Origin of the sequence: Haladaptatus sp. QDMS2 (assembly GCF_029338295.1) — an archaeon.
Classification (GTDB): Archaea; Halobacteriota; Halobacteria; order Halobacteriales; family Halococcaceae; genus QDMS2.
The window spans coordinates 297661-314088 of the sequence record NZ_CP119791.1 but is presented as its reverse complement, the minus strand read 5'-3'; the positions used below and the strand labels follow the sequence as shown (position 1 = coordinate 314088).

Annotated in this window: 19 protein-coding genes; 7 read left to right on the top strand and 12 right to left on the bottom strand. The window is 63.2% G+C overall.

Annotated elements, in window-relative coordinates; all coding sequences use genetic code 11:
* Positions 1–95 precede the first annotated feature (95 nt).
* From P1M51_RS01555 to P1M51_RS01545, 3 genes are read left to right on the top strand one after another with little or no spacing between them, the layout of a single operon-like run.
* Positions 96–1115, top strand: a complete 1020-nt coding sequence (locus P1M51_RS01555; protein WP_276246431.1) for a phosphoribosylaminoimidazolesuccinocarboxamide synthase — start codon at positions 96–98, stop codon at positions 1113–1115.
* Between the two features lie 35 nt (positions 1116–1150).
* Positions 1151–1666: a phosphoribosyltransferase family protein gene (locus P1M51_RS01550; protein WP_276274802.1), complete on the top strand. Its 516-nt coding sequence runs from the start codon at positions 1151–1153 to the stop codon at positions 1664–1666.
* Positions 1667–1719: 53 nt separating this feature from the next.
* Complete coding sequence (locus tag P1M51_RS01545) at positions 1720–2634, top strand: hypothetical protein (protein WP_276246429.1); 915 nt, start codon at positions 1720–1722, stop codon at positions 2632–2634.
* Here P1M51_RS01545 and P1M51_RS01540 read toward each other — a convergent pair.
* Positions 2631–3578, bottom strand: a complete 948-nt coding sequence (locus tag P1M51_RS01540) for a formyltetrahydrofolate deformylase (RefSeq protein WP_276246428.1) — start codon at positions 3576–3578, stop codon at positions 2631–2633. The genes P1M51_RS01545 and P1M51_RS01540 overlap by 4 nt on opposite strands.
* Before the next feature lie 153 nt (positions 3579–3731).
* Here P1M51_RS01540 and purS point away from each other — a divergent pair, with 153 nt between their 5' ends.
* Both purS and purQ read left to right on the top strand, forming a co-directional pair.
* Complete coding sequence (purS, locus tag P1M51_RS01535; RefSeq protein WP_276246427.1) at positions 3732–3983, top strand: phosphoribosylformylglycinamidine synthase subunit PurS; 252 nt, start codon at positions 3732–3734, stop codon at positions 3981–3983.
* Positions 3980–4651, top strand: coding sequence for a phosphoribosylformylglycinamidine synthase I (gene purQ / locus P1M51_RS01530; RefSeq protein WP_276274801.1), 672 nt, complete (start codon positions 3980–3982; stop codon positions 4649–4651). Before purS ends, purQ begins: the two co-directional genes overlap by 4 nt.
* 335 nt (positions 4652–4986) lie before the next feature.
* On the opposite strand, the gene P1M51_RS01525 is transcribed toward purQ, so the two are convergent.
* A complete protein-coding gene (locus P1M51_RS01525) occupies positions 4987–6057 on the bottom strand; it encodes an archaeosine biosynthesis radical SAM protein RaSEA (RefSeq protein WP_276246425.1) in 1071 nt (356 codons plus the stop codon).
* A gap of 111 nt (positions 6058–6168) precedes the next feature.
* Between P1M51_RS01525 and P1M51_RS01520 the strand changes: the two genes are divergently transcribed.
* A complete protein-coding gene (locus tag P1M51_RS01520) occupies positions 6169–7398 on the top strand; it encodes a M20/M25/M40 family metallo-hydrolase (RefSeq protein WP_369685110.1) in 1230 nt (409 codons plus the stop codon).
* On the opposite strand, the gene P1M51_RS01515 is transcribed toward P1M51_RS01520, so the two are convergent.
* Positions 7381–7773, bottom strand: a complete 393-nt coding sequence (locus P1M51_RS01515; protein WP_276246423.1) for a VanZ family protein — start codon at positions 7771–7773, stop codon at positions 7381–7383. The two genes, P1M51_RS01520 and P1M51_RS01515, sit on opposite strands and share 18 nt — an antisense overlap.
* A 153-nt stretch (positions 7774–7926) precedes the next feature.
* Between P1M51_RS01515 and P1M51_RS01510 the strand changes: the two genes are divergently transcribed.
* On the top strand, positions 7927–9864 hold the full coding sequence (locus P1M51_RS01510) for an aldehyde ferredoxin oxidoreductase family protein (protein ID WP_276246422.1): 1938 nt from the start codon (positions 7927–7929) through the stop codon (positions 9862–9864).
* Between the two features lie 51 nt (positions 9865–9915).
* On the opposite strand, the gene P1M51_RS01505 is transcribed toward P1M51_RS01510, so the two are convergent.
* The 9 genes from P1M51_RS01505 to P1M51_RS01465 are packed head-to-tail and all read right to left on the bottom strand — an operon-like array spanning position 9916 to position 16427.
* Positions 9916–10323 (bottom strand): hypothetical protein, encoded by a 408-nt coding sequence (locus P1M51_RS01505; protein ID WP_276274800.1) that lies wholly within the window; start codon positions 10321–10323, stop codon positions 9916–9918.
* Between the two features lie 57 nt (positions 10324–10380).
* On the bottom strand, positions 10381–10752 hold the full coding sequence (locus P1M51_RS01500) for a hypothetical protein (RefSeq protein WP_276246420.1): 372 nt from the start codon (positions 10750–10752) through the stop codon (positions 10381–10383).
* Positions 10753–11013, bottom strand: coding sequence for a hypothetical protein (locus tag P1M51_RS01495; RefSeq protein WP_276246419.1), 261 nt, complete (start codon positions 11011–11013; stop codon positions 10753–10755).
* The gene (locus P1M51_RS01490) at positions 11013–11294 is read right to left on the bottom strand and encodes a ubiquitin-like small modifier protein 1 (RefSeq protein ID WP_276246418.1); all 282 of its coding nucleotides are present in this window, start codon (positions 11292–11294) and stop codon (positions 11013–11015) included. The genes P1M51_RS01495 and P1M51_RS01490 overlap by 1 nt, the downstream gene beginning before the upstream one ends.
* 38 nt (positions 11295–11332) lie before the next feature.
* Complete coding sequence (locus P1M51_RS01485; RefSeq protein ID WP_276246417.1) at positions 11333–11719, bottom strand: hypothetical protein; 387 nt, start codon at positions 11717–11719, stop codon at positions 11333–11335.
* Between the two features lie 37 nt (positions 11720–11756).
* Positions 11757–13508 carry an archaeosine synthase subunit alpha gene (gene arcS / locus P1M51_RS01480; protein WP_276246416.1) on the bottom strand — a complete coding sequence of 584 codons (1752 nt, stop codon included), beginning with the start codon at positions 13506–13508 and terminating at the stop codon, positions 11757–11759.
* Positions 13505–15007, bottom strand: coding sequence for a tRNA guanosine(15) transglycosylase TgtA (gene tgtA / locus P1M51_RS01475; protein WP_276246415.1), 1503 nt, complete (start codon positions 15005–15007; stop codon positions 13505–13507). Before tgtA ends, arcS begins: the two co-directional genes overlap by 4 nt.
* Positions 15008–15059: 52 nt before the next feature.
* Positions 15060–15605: an NUDIX hydrolase gene (locus P1M51_RS01470; protein ID WP_276246414.1), complete on the bottom strand. Its 546-nt coding sequence runs from the start codon at positions 15603–15605 to the stop codon at positions 15060–15062.
* 30 nt (positions 15606–15635) lie between these two features.
* Positions 15636–16427 carry an inositol monophosphatase gene (locus tag P1M51_RS01465; protein ID WP_276246413.1) on the bottom strand — a complete coding sequence of 264 codons (792 nt, stop codon included), beginning with the start codon at positions 16425–16427 and terminating at the stop codon, positions 15636–15638.
* Position 16428 lies beyond the last annotated feature (1 nt).

Sequence of the window (16428 nt, the reverse complement as noted above, 5' to 3'; positions counted from 1 at the left end):
AGTGTGTGCGCGTTCGTGTATACTTTGTCGAGGAAATCGGACAAGGTGGGCACGAGAGTGAAAGTTTCATTACCCGGGGCCACACGCGTACTGGTATGACGAGCGTCAAGGAGTTCCGCATCGAGGAGGCGGCCACTCCCGAATCACTGGGCCGCGGTGCGTTCTACTTCACCGACGACTACTCCGTGTTCGACTGGGGGAAGATGCCCGACCAGATTCCCGACAAAGGCGCGAGCCTCTGTGCGATGGGCGCGTTCAACTTCGAACTGCTCGAAGCCGAGGGAATCCCGACGCACTACAGGGGCGTCGTCAGCGACGACGAAGTCGTGCCCCTCGCAGACGCCACGGAACCGCCCCGAGAGATGGCCATCGACCTCACACAGGTTCCCGAACTGCCCAACGACGGGCGCACCTACGACTACGACGCCTACCACGAGACTGCGGGCGAGAACTACCTCATCCCGCTCGAAATCATCTTCCGAAACACGGTGCCGGTGGGTTCGAGCCTCCGCCGCCGGACCGACCCGGCAGACCACGGCCTCGACGCAGACGAGTGGCCAGAGGGCGTCGTCGAACTGGACGAGCCAATCGTCGAATTCTCCACGAAGTACGAGAAAGGCGACCGCTACCTCGATGACGAGGAGGCGGCCGAAATCGCCGGCGTCGCCTCCCTCGCTGACATCGCCGACGTGGCCCGCGACGTGAACCGACTCGTGACCGAACAGGCCGCGAAAGCAGGCCTCACCCACGAGGACGGCAAAATCGAGTGTCTCTACTTCGACGGCGAAATTCGGGTCGCGGACGTGGTCGGCACGTTCGACGAGAACCGCTTCAGTTTCGACGGCCAGCAACTCTCGAAGGAAGTCGTCCGCCAGTACCACAAGCGTACCCAGCCCGACTGGGTCGAGGCCGTGAGCGAGGCGAAAGCCGAGGCGAAGCGACGGGACGTTGCAGACTGGAAATCGCTCTGTGAGGCGTCCCCCGAACCGCTCTCAGCAGACGTTATCACAGTGGTCCGAGACATGTACGCCGCCGGCACGAACGCGTACACCGGCCACGACCTGTTCGCGGCCCCCTCGCTGGACGAGGCCGTCACCGCAGTTCGCGACCTCTGAGGAACGCTTTTTTCGCCCGCCCGACTGCTCAGTGCATGGAGTGGCCGGATATCGTTGCGCAAATCGACACCGGAACCGGCGGGCGCTATCACACGGGCAATCTCGCCACTGACCCCGACACATTCGACGCGGTGGTCACGGACCTCGCAGCCCCGTTCTCCGCCGAATCCGTAGACGCCGTCGCAGGAATCGACGCGCTTGGCTTCCTGTTCGGGGCCGCGGTCGCTCGCGAACTGGGGGTGGGATTCTGCCCGATACGAAAAGGTGGGAAACTCCCCATCGCTTCCAAGAATCGACTCACCGAGACGGTGGTCGATTACACGGGGACGGAGAAGACCCTCGAACTGGACCGGACGAGCGTTTCGAACGGGGCGCGAGTGCTGGTAGTAGACGACTGGACGGAAACCGGTTCACAGCTAGCTGCGGCCGTGGCGCTCGTCTCCGCCGCTGGTGGGAACGTCGTCGGTATCGCCGTACTCGGTGCAGACGAGCGCGAGACGGTTCTGCAGTTGGACGAGGACTACGGCGTCCACGCGCTCCACTGGGAGTGAGGCTGCCAGAATACTTTTGCCCTGACTGGCCCGTGGGAGGACACACACAAGCAATGGAGCTCTCACGACGCGACGTACTGCGATACGGGTGTGCAGGTGCAGCGACTGGCCTCGCGGGCTGTATCGACCAGGTGACGCCGCTGCCCGGGACGGACGAGGGGTCCTACCGGCGGTGGCTGCCCGCTCCCGCCGCGCTCCCGGATGGGGACGACTATCAGTTTTTCCGCGTCAGCCCGACGAAATTCGTCCAGTACGAGGACGCGATGCGTGTGGAGACGTGGGAGAACGTCACGAAGTACGGCTCCTCGCTGCGGTCGCTACTCGACTTGCAGCACCAGGACGTGAGCGAATTTACCATCGGCCCCGGATTCAAGGTCGGCGTCACGTCGCTCGAAACCGAGACGCTCGCAGACCGGCTGACGGGGCGGCAGTTCTCGAAGCAAACGTCGCTCGATGGGTTCGACATCTACGCAAACACGGAGACGTCGGCGGCGGTTGGTCTCAAAGAGGAGACCATCGTCTACGTCGATGGGGATACCGACTCTGCGGCCGACCGACTTCAGACGGTCATCACGACCCACGCTGACGAAGCCGAGCAGTACAAATCGGCGAGTGAGGCCTTCGGGACGCTCACCGAGGGGCTCAACAACGGCCACTTCCTCACCGGGGTGGTTCACCAACCGCACGAGGAGACGGCCCCCGAACAGGGAACCTTTGCGGGTGCGGTTGGCTGGGGCATCTCACGGACGTTCAAGAAGACCGAGAGTCCGGGCCAGTGGCTCATCGTCTTCGAGAGCGAATCGGCCGCCGAAGCGCGCGAGCAAGCCGTCAAGTCGTGGGCGGAAGCGTCGCTCTCTGACGTGAACAACATCAAGGCCGCACAGACCGGGAAGGTCGTCCTCGTAACCGGCAAAGAGCCGACAGAGAAACTCGCCCTCAGCAAATCGTTGCCGACGGCGGAACGTTAGTCGTCTGCGAGCACGTCGGCCAGCCCGTCCACGGGCCGGTCCGGGTTGGCGGCGTCTGCTGCTTCTGGCAGTCCGAGTTGGTATCCTTCCGCACCATCGCGCAGGTTCGTCCGCCCCCAGTGAACCGTCACGTCGTCGTTCAGGTGGAGACGCACGGCTTCGAGCAGCGCGTCGGCTTCGAGCGGCTGGCCCTTTCGCTGTAAGTCCTCGACTTCGGCGTCGTCAGGAACCGAGAAGGCTCGTTGGGTGATGATTGGCCCCTGGTCTAAGTCCGTCGTGACGTAGTGGGCGGTGACGCCAGCGATGCGCACGCCTTCCTCGATGGCCTGTCGGTAGGCCGACGCGCCGGGGAACGAAGGTAGGAGCGACGGGTGGACGTTGATGATGCGCCCCTCGTAGCGGAACACGACGTTCGGCGAGAGGATGCGGATGTACCGCGCGAGGACGATGAGGTCTGCGTCGTAATCTTCGAGCAGCGAGAGGATGGCGTCCTCGTCGGGCGTCCCCTTCTCGTCGCCGATATCGTAGAATGGGATATCGTAGTACTCTGCGACCGGTTTGAGCGCGGAGTGGTTCGCGATGATGACCGAGATGTCCGCGCCGAGGTCGCCGTTCGCCCACGCACCGAGGAGGGCTTCGAGACAGTGGGACTCTTTCGTGGCGAGGACGGCAATCTGCTTGGTCTCGCGGTCGGCGGGGAAGCGAATGGTCACGTCCACGTCGAGTTCGTCACCGAGCGCGGCCAGTTTGGCTCGCAGGTCGTCTTTCGTCGTGGTCATCCCCGACGCATCGACGTGCATCGTCATGCGGAAGATGCCCTTCCGGACGGCCTGGTCTAGGTCCTCGATGTTGATGCCGTGGTCGAACAGCAACGACGTGACGCGGGCGATGAGACCCGTCTTGTCGTCGCCGACGACAGTGAGTTCGGTGAGTTTGCCAGTCATCGGCACACCTCCGACATACAGACGTTCATTGGATGCACTCAACAACGCCGAAGTATATGGCTATTGGTCGACAAACGAGACTATGTATACACGAATGTGTATACACAAATCGTTCCAAAAGGTCTTTTGCGCATGACCGCGCACCCTCAACCGATGACTGCCTACACCGCGACCGTCACCGTCCGGCTGAAGCAGGGTGTACTCGACCCGGAAGCCGAAACGACCAAGCGCGCCTTAGAGCGCCTCGGGTACGACCTGGAGGCCCTGCGGTCTGCAGAACGGTACGAAATCGACCTCGACGCGACCGACGCCGACGGTGCAGCAGACCAGGCGACTGAGATGGCAGAACGCCTGCTCGCCAATCCCACCATCCACGACTACGCGGTCGAGGTGGAAGAACGGTGATCGCTATCGTCCAGTTCGGCGGCAGTAACTGCGACCGGGACGCGCTGCGGGCGTTCACCGAACTCGGACTGGATGCGCGACTCGTCTGGCACGAAGACGGCCTGCCCGAGGATACGACTGGCGTGCTGCTCCCGGGTGGTTTCTCCTACGGCGATTACCTCCGAGCCGGGGCGATGGCGGCGCGCTCGCCCATCATGGCAGAGATTCGCGAGGCCGCGGAAAACGGCGTCCCCGTCCTCGGCGTGTGCAACGGTGCACAGATTGGCTGTGAATCCGGACTGACGCCGGGCATGTTCACGACCAACGCGAGCGCCCGCTTCCAGTGTGAACACGTCTACCTGCGCGTAGAGAATGCGGACACGCCGTGGACGCAGGCGTACGAAGAAGGCGAAGTAATCGAACTGCCAATCGCTCACGGTGAAGGCAGATTCGAGATTACGGACGACGAACTCGCCGCGTTAGAAGCAGACGACCGTATCCTGTTTCGATACTGTGACGCAGACGGCAACGTAACTGACGAAGCAAATCCGAACGGTTCAAAAGCGAATGTGGCAGGAGTTACTGGGCTCGTGCCAACGGTTGCGGTACTCATGCCACACCCCGAACGCGCGGCGCTGCCGGATATCGGCTCGACCGACGGTCAGGGCGTGTTGTTGGGTTTCAACTAAGCGGACTGCGGGGCAGCCACCCGCACTCCAGGGAACGTTATGGCAGGACCTCCATCGGTCGGTCCGTGGCGATCCATTGGTCAGAGTTCTCACCGTCTCGTATCTCAATCCAGCCATTCGACCAGACGAGCAACTCGTACCGCTTCGTAGCTTGTCCCATTTTCCCCACACTCTCGGCACGCCGACAGAGGACAGCGACCTACCCATGTCAACAACGACCTCTCTCCGGTCGTGCCGTATGACAGTGGATGACAATAGAGGGCTTTGTTATAGGCCACCTGTCACCTGGTAAGGACAGTTTACGAAAGTGGTAGGACAGGCTTACTGACGAAACGTCAGTTTGTAAGCGGCATATTGAAGCTCGTTTCGTGAGCCCTAACGAGCTCCCAGGTCGCCTCACATTCACAGGACACCTGATCGAACACCGAAGGGTCCTGTCTGAGGTCGAAGTCCTTGATTGCCATCTGGACGCGGTCGTCACACTCGCCGCAGTTGTGCGCCCCGCGCTCCTGCCCGTGGCCGACAGGGTCGGAGACGACGATGGCGTCTACGTCGGCCGTCTCGCGCAGGATGTGGGCGACGCTCCAGAGCCACGGCGGGCGGTAGCCGGAGTTGTGGAACAGTTCGTTGACCATCGTGTAGCGCTGGACGTTGGTCGGATTCATCGAGACGGTGTGGGCGTACTCCGCACAGCGTTCGATGGAAGAAATCATGTCTTCTACGGCCTCCGGCTCCGACAGGAACGGCGGCTTGAACAGCAGATACGCCTTGATACCCGCACCAGCGCGGTTTGCGGCCTCGCTCGCGGCGATGAAGTCCTCGAAGGCGAAGTACTTGTTCACGCAGTCGCGGCGCACCCGGTCGGTGGCGGTTTCGAGGCCGATAGCGATGTCCGTGTCGAGACCTGCGTCGACGAAGTCTGCGACGCGGTCTTCTTCGACGAAGTCGGGCAGGCTCTCTAAGACGATGCGCTCGCGGTCTGCGAACGTCTCCGCGATGGCCTTGCGGCTCTCTGCGGGGACTTCGCGCTCGTCAAGGAAACTGCCGGAGGTGTAGATTTTGATGAGTTCCGCTGGTTCGTCTGCGTTCTCGGCCTCGTGGTCGAGACAGACCTGAATCTGGTCCATCAACTGCTCGTGGGTGACGCTGCCACCTTCGACCGACTCCGCAACGTAGCCACACATCGTACACCCGCCGGCGCGTGCCCAGCGACAGCCTCCGGTGTTCAGAATGATGGTCAGCGACTGGTAGACGCCACCCGGCGTGTTGTCCTCGTCCAGCCAGACGCGCGTCGGCTCGTGCGGGTCGTAGGTACGCTGTTTCTTCGCGCGAATCTCGCGCATCACCTTGTTGTGGGCGTCCATCCCGCGCCCCTGTTCGTACACGTCGGGACTTGGCTTACTCATTACCCGGAATATCGGGTCAGGGGCTAAATCGGCTTCGCCTGCGACTCACCCGAATCCTTTTCTTCGATTCGGCAAGATTTACACACAATGAACGCTGGGCCGGACCTCGACATGGACCTCCGACAGTTCGTCGAACGACTCTTGCGATTCGAAACGACGGCACCGAACGAGAAACCAGCCCAGGAGTGGGTCGAAGAGACCCTTCAGGGCTGGGGGTTTACGACCTATACGTGGACCGCTGACGCGACTCGCCTCGCAGAACATCCCTCGTTTCCCGACGACCCGAACGAAATCGACGTGGCGAACCGCCCGAGCGTCGGCGGCGTGCTCGAATTCGGCGACCCCGACGCGGGGCCGACCGTCGTCCTGAACGGGCACGTAGACGTGGTTCCCGCCGAGGGGGAGTGGTCGTCGAATCCCTTCATGCCGACGTGGGACGGCGACGAGCTGACCGCACGCGGCGCTGCGGACATGAAATCCGGCCTCGCGGCGTGCATCTTCGCCGCCCGCAAACTGCAGGCGGAGACTGACGACCTGAACGGGCGTATGGTCGTCGAAAGCGTCGTTGGCGAGGAGGAGGGCGGCGTTGGCGCGGCGGCGGCTGCGCTCGACAACCCGTATCCGTTCGACCGCGACATGGCGCTCATCGCCGAACCGACCGAGTTGCGTCCCGTCCTCGCCGTCGAGGGCAGCGTCATGAAGCGCCTCGAACTCGCTGGGCGCTCTGCCCACGCCGCCCGACGCTGGCGCGGGGAGTCCGTGTTGCCGCACTTCGAGGCCATCCGGCGGGCGTTCGAGGACCTCGAATCGGAGCGGGCAACGCGCATTCGCCACCCACTCTACGAACGCTTCGAGAATCCGTGGCCGACCTCGTTCGGGACGGTCCACGCGGGGACGTGGGCGTCTACGGTTCCCTCGGAACTGACCGCTGAGGTTCGCATCGGCGTCGCGCCCGGCGAAACCGTCGCTGAGGTCGAAGCCGAGTACGAGGCGCGACTCGCAGAGGTCGTCGCCGACAGCGAGTGGCTCTCGGCGCACCCGCCCCAGTTTGAGCGGTTCTCCGTGCAGTTCGAGCCCGGCGAAATCAACGAAGCCGAGCCAGTCCACCAGGCGTTGCAGGCCGCGATGGCGGCAGCGAGCCTCCCGAATCGCGAACCACTCGGGGAGACCTACGGCGCGGACTCACGCCACTACATCGAGGCGGGCATTCCGACCGTCGTGTTCGGGCCGGGGACCATCGACCAGGCGCACTTCCCCGACGAGACCATCGACTTCGCCGAGGTGGAGACGGCACGCGACGTCATCGCCGACACCGTCCTCCGGTTACTTGAGACGGAGTAGCCGCCGGCCAACCAGCACCCACGCCAGCACCCCGAGGGCCGCGCCGAGCGAGTTGGCTGCGATGTCGCTGAGGTCGAACGCGCGGGCGGGGAGCGGGTACTGGACGAGTTCGATGAAAATGCCGTAGCCGACGGTGAGGACGAACGCCGCGAGCCTTCCGTGTCGGTGACGGTCGAGTACCGCTGCGAGCACGCCCGCCTGCCCCGCGTAGGCGAGGCAGTGAAGCCACTTGTCCTGCCCGACGAGGCCGAACGGGCCAAGTGGCGAGAGCGCGCCGCTGGGCGGCGTGACGACAGACGTAGCGAAAATGACCGTCGCAACCAAAAGTGGAATCGCGTATCGGGCACGACCAATGCGGACACGGACTGGCTCCATCGACGGAGATGAGGCGAGGGTCCTACAAAATTCCGACGAGTTTCACGAAAGCGGCAATTCTGTACAACGATGGTGAGGATTAACCGAATATAGTTACGTTCGCGTAATAACTTCCAACACATCTCAGCCCCTATGTAAATGTGAGACGTTACCATGAGTGATATTGGCGGCTTTCAAGACAACGTAGCCAGGGTGGACCTATCATCGGGGTCGGTGGACTACGAGGGTATCGACGAGGAGGACGCGCGCAAGTACATCGGGGCACGCGGCCTCGGGGTGAAGTACGTCTTCGAGCAGGGGCCAGACGTGGACCCACTCGGTCCAGACAACCTCCTCGCGTTCATGAACGGACCGCTCACGGGGACACAGACCGTGATGAGTGGCCGCATCGCGGTCGTCACGAAATCACCGCTCACGAACACGGTCACCGACTCACACCACGGTGGCTGGAGCGGCGCACGCCTGAAGTGGGCCGGCTTCGACGGCCTGCTGTTCGAGGGGAAAGCAGAAGACCCAGTCTACGCCGTCGTCGAAGACGGTGAAGTGACGCTCAAAGACGCCTCGCACCTCTGGGGCTGGGGCGTCCACGACACCATCGACGAACTCGAAGAGGAGGTAGACGGCCAGCGCGGCAAAAACTTCAGTTGCATGGCCATCGGTCCCGGCGGCGAGAACCAAGTTCGCTACGCCTGCATCGTCAACGAAGACGACCGGGCAAGCGGCCGCGGTGGCACGGGCGCCGTCATGGGCTCGAAGAACCTGAAGGCAATCGTCGTCAAATCCACGACGAAGATGCCGAAGGCGAAGGACCCGGACACGTTCAAGAAGGGCCACCAGCAGGCCATGCAGGTGATTCAGGAGTCCGACGTGACCGCCCCGAACGAGGGGGGCCTCTCGCTCTACGGGACGAACGTCCTGATGAACCTCACAGAGGAGATGGACGGACTTCCGACGCGCAACGCGAAGTACACGAGTACGGCGAGCGAAGCGCGCGAGAGTCCCGACGAACCGAACATCGACGCCGAGAAGGTTTCTGGCGAGAACGTCCGCGAGAACATCCTCGTCGACGAACCGACCTGTCACTCCTGTCCGGTCGCCTGTAAGAAGGAAGTCGAGGTGCAGGTCATGCACAAGGGCGACGAGATGAACGTCCGCATGGAGTCCTTCGAGTACGAATCGGCGTTCACGCTCGGCCCGAACTCCATGAACGACGACCGCGACAAAGTCGCCGTCATGATCGACCAGTGTAACAACCTCGGCTTGGACACCATCGAGACTGGCAACATGATTGCCATGGCGATGGAGATGACCGAGGAAGGCAAGTTCGACGACGAGTTCGGCGGCATCGAATGGGGCGACGCAGACGAGATGATCGACCTCATCGAGGCCATCGCCCGCCGCGAGGGGAAACTCGCGGACCTGCTCGCCGGCGGCGCAAACCACATCGCAGAGGAGATGGACGCCCACAAAAACTCTCTCGCGGTCAAGGGTCAGACGATTCCAGCCTACGACCCACGCTGCATGAAGGGCATGGGCATCGCCTACGCTACTTCGAACCGCGGGGCCTGCCACCTGCGCGCGTACACGCCGTCTGCCGAAATTCTCGGCCTGCCCGAGAAGGTAGACCCGTACGCGTGGGAGGGCAAGGGTGAACTGACGATGGCGTTCCAGGACCTCCACGCCATCTCCGACTCCTTCGACATCTGCAAGTTCAACGCCTTCGCAGAGGGCATCGAAGAGTACGTCCTGCAGTACAACGGCATGACCGGCTTCGACGTGACCGAAGACGAACTGCTCGAAACCGGCGAGCGCATCTACAACTTAGAGCGCTACTACAACAACCTCGCAGGCTTCAAGGGCGAAGACGACTCGCTGCCCGGACGCTTCGTCGAAGGCCCCGACGCCATCCCCGGCCAGGGTGCCTCCGAAGGCGAACTTTGCGAACTCGACCAGATGAAAGACGAGTACTACACCGCTCGCGGCTGGGTCGACGGGGTGGTGCCAGACGAGAAACTCGACGACCTCGGCATCGACATCGGCCCCGGCACGGGCGTCAGTTCGTCTGGCGGGTCGGCCCCGGCAGACGACTGAGCAACCAAGCTTCTCCAATTTTTCGCCCGCTGAGCGACTGCTCTGGAGCGTTCAGTAGACGACTCGCTCTCGCATATCCCGGCGAATTGCCATGATTGCCATGGCAGAGCCGACGAGCGCGATTAGCGCTGGACCGAACGTAGACGGATTCAACCAGTCGAACGTCGAGAAGTAACGTATGTGGTAGTACTGGCCCTGGTATTTAACCACTTCAGGATAGCCGAAGGATTCCTTTTTCGTGACCACCCCTCCGTCTTTTACTTTCTCGAATATCTCCTTCTCTTCGGCATCCATCTCTTCGTAGTACGCCGTCGATTTGTGGGCTGGCGGCGATTCGCTCACATCAATGAGATCGACGTTGTAGTTCATGTCCGCAAACGGGAAGAACATGCCAACACCGGCCAACGCGACGCAGGCACCGACGAAGAGGAGGGCGAAATTAATCGTCGACTGCTTCATAGCTGATTGACAGATGTGGGCAGTAAAATTCTTTCCGTCCCGCCGTCCCGGTCGCCGTCAGGATTCGGCGGCTTTCCCGATGACGATGCAGTCGCGGATGTCGAGGGCCGCGTCGAACTCGAACTGGCGGTCTTCGCGACGACCCATGCGCAGGAGTTGCTCGTTGTGCGCCCGGCGGACGGCATCCATCTCCCGGTCGTTCAAGTCGACGCGGTGGGCGATGACCGCCCACTGCTCGTGGCCGACGAAGAAGTAGGCCGCCTCGTCGGTCTCGAAGATGAGTTCGAAGCGTTCGCGGAACTCGTCGAGTTTCGGCCCGATTTGGGCCTGCACGCGGTCGACGAGCGGCGCGAGGTTTGGCGCGGGGACGCTGGCTTTGGCTCCCGCGAGCAGCAACACCTGCCCGTCTATCGGGTCGCCGTTGGCCATCTACCCACCCGCCCGCATCGCCTTCTGGGAGAAACGCTCGACCAGTTCGTCGAGCGTCTCCTCCTCGCCCTCGAAGACGACGGTGACCTCGGTCAGCTCCACCGTCGGCCCGATGCTGACCTTCTCACTCGAGACCGAGGCCGTCCAGTCGTCGCCAACCACTTCGTTTGCCTCCTCGTCTTCGACTTCCCCGCCGAGGTTCTGGAGATAGTGTTTCGCGAGTCGTTCTGAGATGCCGCGGAACGATTTTTCGACGCGCATCAGCCACCCGCCACCGGCGGGAACACGGAGATTCGGTCACCGTCTTCGAGTTCAGTGGCCGTCCCCGCCATGTGAAGGACTTCCCGGCCGTTCTTGAGAACGCTTAGCTGTGGCAGGATGTCACCTGCGTCGTCGAGGATGCTTCCCTGGAGGCCCTCGAACTCGGCTTCGAGTGCTTCGAGGACGCCCCCGACGGTCACGTTGCTGTCGAATTCGCGTTCGATGGTTTTCGACCCCACTGCCTCCCGGAAATTGGCGAAAAATCGGCATTCGACCTGCATTATCCTGAGACAGAGGCGCGAAGGCAATAAATCCCGACCTACCGGCCACCGAATCTGATACCGTCTTCGACCAGTCGGGCGTTGCGCTCGCGGTCGAGTTCCGCGGCGAGGTCCTCGTGTTCGTACAACTGCGTGATGAGCGACGCCTGCAGGTTGCGCCACGCGATGGCGTAAATCGGCGACTGGCCCCACGCCCGGAGTTCGGGGACGAAGTCGTCGTACTTCTCCAGTCGGTCCTCCATTCGATCGATGGCTTCGAGGACGAACCGGGCGGCCTCGGCGTCGTCTTCTGCCTCCGCGATGGCCCGGTTGATGTTGGATTCCCAGCCCTCGACGGCCCGCTGCATATCCTGTGCGGCCGTCTGCCCGTCTTCTGGAAGCGACTCGACGATAGATGCTGGCAGCGTGAGTGAAACCTCGTCCATGCCTGAAGGTAGCACGGACGAGTGAAAAGTGGGTTGGTTAGACTTCTTCGACGTGGCGAATCTGCACCGCGATGCCGCGCGTGCTCGTTTCCATCTCGCGGCCGCTCATCTCCGCGACGCCGACGGCGAAGGCGCGTGGCCCCTGGACCACAACGTCGTCTCCGACGCGGATGTCCTCGCTCGCGGTGACGACGCCCGGGGCGAGCACCGAGCCTTGCGGGACGAAGTTGTCGATTTCGACGGTCTTTGTCGGCACGTCGCTTTCGAGCCAGTGGCGTGCGCCAGCGAGCGTAAAGGAGAGCGTCCCGTAGAGGGGAACCATCGCCGCGAGTTGGGTCCCGTCTTTCTTGTGGGCGCGGAGTTTCGGATACCGACCCTGAATCGAGAGTTCGGGGAACAGTTCGTCGCCCGCGCCGTCGCCGAACTGGTAGTCTGCGAGCGCCCGGAGCGTGTTGTGCTGGCGCTCGCTTTTGAGGTACTTCGACTCACCGTCGAGCGTCTGCATGAGGTTCCCGATGGATTCGGGCGTCGTCGGGTGGTCCTCTACGGTATACTCGATGTCCAATCCGAGATCCGCCTCGACGCGCTCGACGATGTCGCGGTAGCCCTCGGGCGGGACGTGGGCGATGATGCGCGGGTACTCGTTGCGCTGGAGATATCGTTTCAGGACCTCGGCGACAAACTGCTTCTCGTCTTCGGACCAGTTGCCCGTGACCACCGAATCGTAGTGCTGGGCGGGATACGTCGTTTCGAGTTCCTGTGGAACCACGCCAATCGGCGAGGTCATCGAGACGAGGTGGGCGCGGAACTGAATCGCGTCGTGGTACTGGCCGTGGCTCTGGGACTCGCTGTAGGGCTTGCGGGCCGAGCAGGGAACGAGGACGAGCGGGTTGTCGAACCGGTTTGTGTACCGCGAGGTGACGCGGTCGGCGAATCGCTGAATCTCGACGCGCTTGAGTGAGTCTTCGGTGGCGGCGAGCAGTTCCGTCCGGCGGAACAGCGGCGTGTGCTCTTCCATGTAGGCGTACTCCTGGTCGAACCGGCGGAAAGCGGCGGTGAGCCACGCCTCGTGGCGCGCCTGCCCCTCGATGTAATCGCGGAGCCGACCCCGGCGGATGCGCTGGCGGACGATGCCGAGTTGGGCGTGCAGGGCGTTCACGTTGTGTTCCGCGCAGTCGGCACGGGTGAACTCCTCACGCGGTTGCTGGCAGGCGGCACACGCACACGGGAGTTCGTCTAAATCCTCCAGGAAGTGCTGGCCGTCGGTCGTGAGGTAGAACCCCTGGGTTCCCTTGATGCGTGCCTGCGTCGCGTCCACGAGGTCCACCCCGGCGTAGACGAGCGTGGCGACGTTGGCGGGGGTGGCGACGCCCGAGAGCATGAGTGCGGTGTCGCCCGGCGTGGCTTCCTTCATCGCGACGATGGCGTCCACGAACGCCGCGGCGTGGCCGACGACCCGCTGGGCCTCGGAGAGAATGTACACATCTGCCCCGAAGTCGTCTACGGAGCGCTGAGAGACGACGGCGGCGCTCGGGAAGTCCACGTCGGGGTAGTCAGGCGCGAAGGAGTCTGCGACTTCGTCCGCCGTGCCGCCCGGAAGCCCGCGGTGAGGTAAAATCGTCACCTTCGACGGGTCGCCCTCGGGCAGGTCGCGCGTCTCGGGCCAGAGACTCCCGGCATCGACGACGACGTCGTCTGCGAGCGCCGGCGTCGTCACCGACTCGGCGAGACGAAGTTCACCGATGCGGGCCGCGCCGTCCCGGTGGTGGACCTCGAAGTACTCGGTCATTGGTCATCCTCCGTCTCCTCACCGCTTTTGTCCATCGATTCTAAGTCTACGACGTCGACGCCCGGAGGGACGCCCGCAACGATGTCTGCGGGCCAGCCCTTGTGGGCGACCGTGAACTCGGTGTTGGGGTTCGCCGCGACGAGTTTCTGGATGCCGACGACGGCCTGTCGGTAGGCCTCGTCGTCGATGCGGTCTGGCACCTCAGCGGTGACCGGGTACGTCTCGCGCAGGGCGAGCGGGAACGGGCCGAACGGCGGGAGCAGTCGCCACGACTCGTCGTAGTTGTCGGACGAGCCTGCTTCCGTGAGCAGGACGTGGCCCTCTGGTGATAGTCGGGCGAGCCGCTTGTGGTGACGCACGACCTCCGGCCGGTACGCGCTCTCCGAGGAGAGATAGAAGAAGGCGTCCTTTGTGGCCGGGTCGGACGCTTCGAGCAGGTCTGCGTGGGCGAGCATCGCCCGGTAGCCGTCGAGCATCGCCGGGTGGGAGCGCGCACGCATCTCGACCAGTTCCATGAGCGACCCGCGGCGGATGGCCTGTTTGATGGTGCGAATCTCCTCGAAGGAGACGTGGAGGTTGTGTTCGGCGAGCAGGCGTTCGCGTTCCTTGTTCGACACCTGTTCGAGGTCTGCGGGCGTGTACTCGGTGCAGACGGGACACGAACACGGGAAGTAGTCGAGTTCGTCGAAGTGCTTGGTCCCGCGAACCGTGAGATAGCGCCCGTCGCGGGCGTAGAGAGCGTATGCGGCGGAGTCGAACAGGTCACAACCCATCGCCACGGCGAGGGCGAACATCATCGGGTGACCCGCGCCGAACAGGTGAACCGGTGCGTCAGCGCCGAGTCCTTCCTTCGCGGCGGCGATGGCGTCAACCATGTCGTCGAAGCGGTAGGCGTTCATCAGCGGCACGACGGCCCCGACCGGGAACACGTCGAGAGAGGTGCCGTAGGCGTGTTCTGCGGCCGCTTTGCGCAGGTCCGGGTACGTAGACCCCTGCACCGGCGCGTTCACGAGCATGTCGCCAACTTCGACGGTTTCGGCGAATTCGAGGCGTTCCTGTGTGATGGCGAGTTCCTCTGCTGCCTGCTCGCGGGCTACATCCGGTGGCGTGGGGATGTCTACGGGTGTCCCGATATCCGAGCCGATGTCGTGCTGGAACTGGAGGATTTCCTCGGTATCGACGCTAATCTCGCCGTATTCCGCGAGTTGGAACGAGCCAGAGTCGGTCATGATGGCACCGTCGAAATCGAGCAGTTCGTGGAGGCCAACGTCGAGGGCCTGCTCGCGGACGGGGTCGCTCTTGTAGATGATGTAGCTGTTCGTGATGAGAATCTCCGCACCGAACTCAGATTCGAGTCGAGACGGAGCGACCGTCTGGCGGTTCGGATTCACCACCGGAAGGAGCGCCGGTGTCTCCACCGTGACGCCCGCCCGGGGAACCGAAAGTCGCCCAATGCGGCCCGCGGCGTCGGTGTCGCGGACCTCGAAGATATCGCGCATTGTCCGAAACTTCGACGGAGCAGGGATACAAATTCCGTTCCGGAGATGGCGGTCAGGCGAACTGCTCGTAGTAGAGCGTCCCGAGGACGGCCCGCCCGTCTCGAATCTCACCTGCGCCAACCGCGGCGAGGAGGTCGTCGTAGGATTCGGTGACGACGCGAATCGATTCGTTGAAGTCCAGCTTCTGCTCGCTCGCGGGGTGACAGTCGTACGCGACGAAGTAGTGATGCACCGCGTTCGCGATACCATTGGCCGGTTCGACCGTCGTGAGGTGTTCGACGCGGGCTGCCTCGTGGCCCGTCTCCTCTTCGAGTTCGCGGTGGGCGGCCATCGCCGGGTCGTCGTCTGCTGGCTCCATCGTGCCCGCCGGAATCCCTCTGTTCACGCGCTTTACGGCTTGTCGCCACTCCTCGATGAGCACCACGTCGCCCTCCGGCGTAAACGGGAGAATAACGACGGCGGGCGGTTCTGAGAGAAAATCGAAATCCGTCTCCGTGCCGTCTGGCAAGCGGACGTCCTCGTGGGTGACGTCGAAGCCGGGACAGGTGTAGGCCGTTTCGGAGGCGAGCGTTTCCCATTCGAGCGGGTCGTCGGTCATCGTCGGGAGTAAGACGAGCGGGGTGAAAAATCAGGGGATAATCGAGAGCAGGTCGTCGTGAATCTCGCCATTCGAGGCGACGAGGCCGTCTGCGTCCCAGCGCCACGGATTGCCGTTGATGTCGGTCACTTTCCCGCCCGCCTGTTCGACGAGATGGACGCCGGCGACGGTGTCCCATGGCGAGAGGTGAACCGCGGAGACGGCCCCATCGAGTTCGCCCGCCGCGACCATCGCGAGCGAAACCTGCCCGGTGCCAAACCGCCGGAGGTCGCCGAACGTTTCGAGCAGATTACGCGAGACGTCCCCGAACAGGGGGCGGTGCTCGCGCTGGAGACCGAACGTGAGCGAGACGGTACAGAACTCGGGGTCGTCGCGGGTGCTCACGCGCACGGGGTCGTTGTCGCGGAGCGTTTCCGAGGCCGCGACGTACTCGTCACCGAAAGCGGGAAGGCGGGTCACGGCGACCTGTGGGGTCCCATCCACCACGTAGGCGAGACACGTCGCCCAGATGCGGTTGCCGTGGGTGAAGTTGTTCGTCCCGTCGATGGGGTCGATTACCCAGGCGTGGCCCGTCTCGGGGATGGCTTTCAACTGGTCGCCCTCCTCGCCGACGATGGTGTGGTCGGGGAAGGCGTCGTGGATAACTTCGACGACACGAGACTGGGCGTCGATATCGGCTTGCGTCACCGGGTCCATTTTGCTCGCTTTCGGCGTTATCCGAAGCGGCGTCCGGAAGGCGGAAAGTGCGACGTTTCCGCCCGCCATCGCCGCCTCGCGAGCGACCGACAGTGCCCGGTCGGCGTCAGGAGACGTAGCTGTCACG

Bases quoted from the DNA above. Each gene is read 5' to 3' on its own strand.
- P1M51_RS01555 (WP_276246431.1), top strand. From the start codon at position 96: ATGACGAGCGTCAAGGAGTTCCGCATCGAGGAGGCGGCCACTCCCGAA.
- P1M51_RS01550 (WP_276274802.1), top strand. From the start codon at position 1,151: ATGGAGTGGCCGGATATCGTTGCGCAAATCGACACCGGAACCGGCGGG.
- P1M51_RS01545 (WP_276246429.1), top strand. From the start codon at position 1,720: ATGGAGCTCTCACGACGCGACGTACTGCGATACGGGTGTGCAGGTGCA.
- P1M51_RS01540 (WP_276246428.1), bottom strand. From the start codon at position 3,578: ATGACTGGCAAACTCACCGAACTCACTGTCGTCGGCGACGACAAGACG.
- purS (WP_276246427.1), top strand. From the start codon at position 3,732: ATGACTGCCTACACCGCGACCGTCACCGTCCGGCTGAAGCAGGGTGTA.
- P1M51_RS01525 (WP_276246425.1), bottom strand. From the start codon at position 6,057: ATGAGTAAGCCAAGTCCCGACGTGTACGAACAGGGGCGCGGGATGGAC.
- P1M51_RS01520 (WP_369685110.1), top strand. From the start codon at position 6,169: ATGGACCTCCGACAGTTCGTCGAACGACTCTTGCGATTCGAAACGACG.
- P1M51_RS01515 (WP_276246423.1), bottom strand. From the start codon at position 7,773: ATGGAGCCAGTCCGTGTCCGCATTGGTCGTGCCCGATACGCGATTCCA.
- P1M51_RS01510 (WP_276246422.1), top strand. From the start codon at position 7,927: ATGAGTGATATTGGCGGCTTTCAAGACAACGTAGCCAGGGTGGACCTA.
- P1M51_RS01505 (WP_276274800.1), bottom strand. From the start codon at position 10,323: ATGAAGCAGTCGACGATTAATTTCGCCCTCCTCTTCGTCGGTGCCTGC.
- P1M51_RS01500 (WP_276246420.1), bottom strand. From the start codon at position 10,752: ATGGCCAACGGCGACCCGATAGACGGGCAGGTGTTGCTGCTCGCGGGA.
- P1M51_RS01495 (WP_276246419.1), bottom strand. From the start codon at position 11,013: ATGCGCGTCGAAAAATCGTTCCGCGGCATCTCAGAACGACTCGCGAAA.
- P1M51_RS01490 (WP_276246418.1), bottom strand. From the start codon at position 11,294: ATGCAGGTCGAATGCCGATTTTTCGCCAATTTCCGGGAGGCAGTGGGG.
- P1M51_RS01485 (WP_276246417.1), bottom strand. From the start codon at position 11,719: ATGGACGAGGTTTCACTCACGCTGCCAGCATCTATCGTCGAGTCGCTT.
- arcS (WP_276246416.1), bottom strand. From the start codon at position 13,508: ATGACCGAGTACTTCGAGGTCCACCACCGGGACGGCGCGGCCCGCATC.
- tgtA (WP_276246415.1), bottom strand. From the start codon at position 15,007: ATGCGCGATATCTTCGAGGTCCGCGACACCGACGCCGCGGGCCGCATT.
- P1M51_RS01470 (WP_276246414.1), bottom strand. From the start codon at position 15,605: ATGACCGACGACCCGCTCGAATGGGAAACGCTCGCCTCCGAAACGGCC.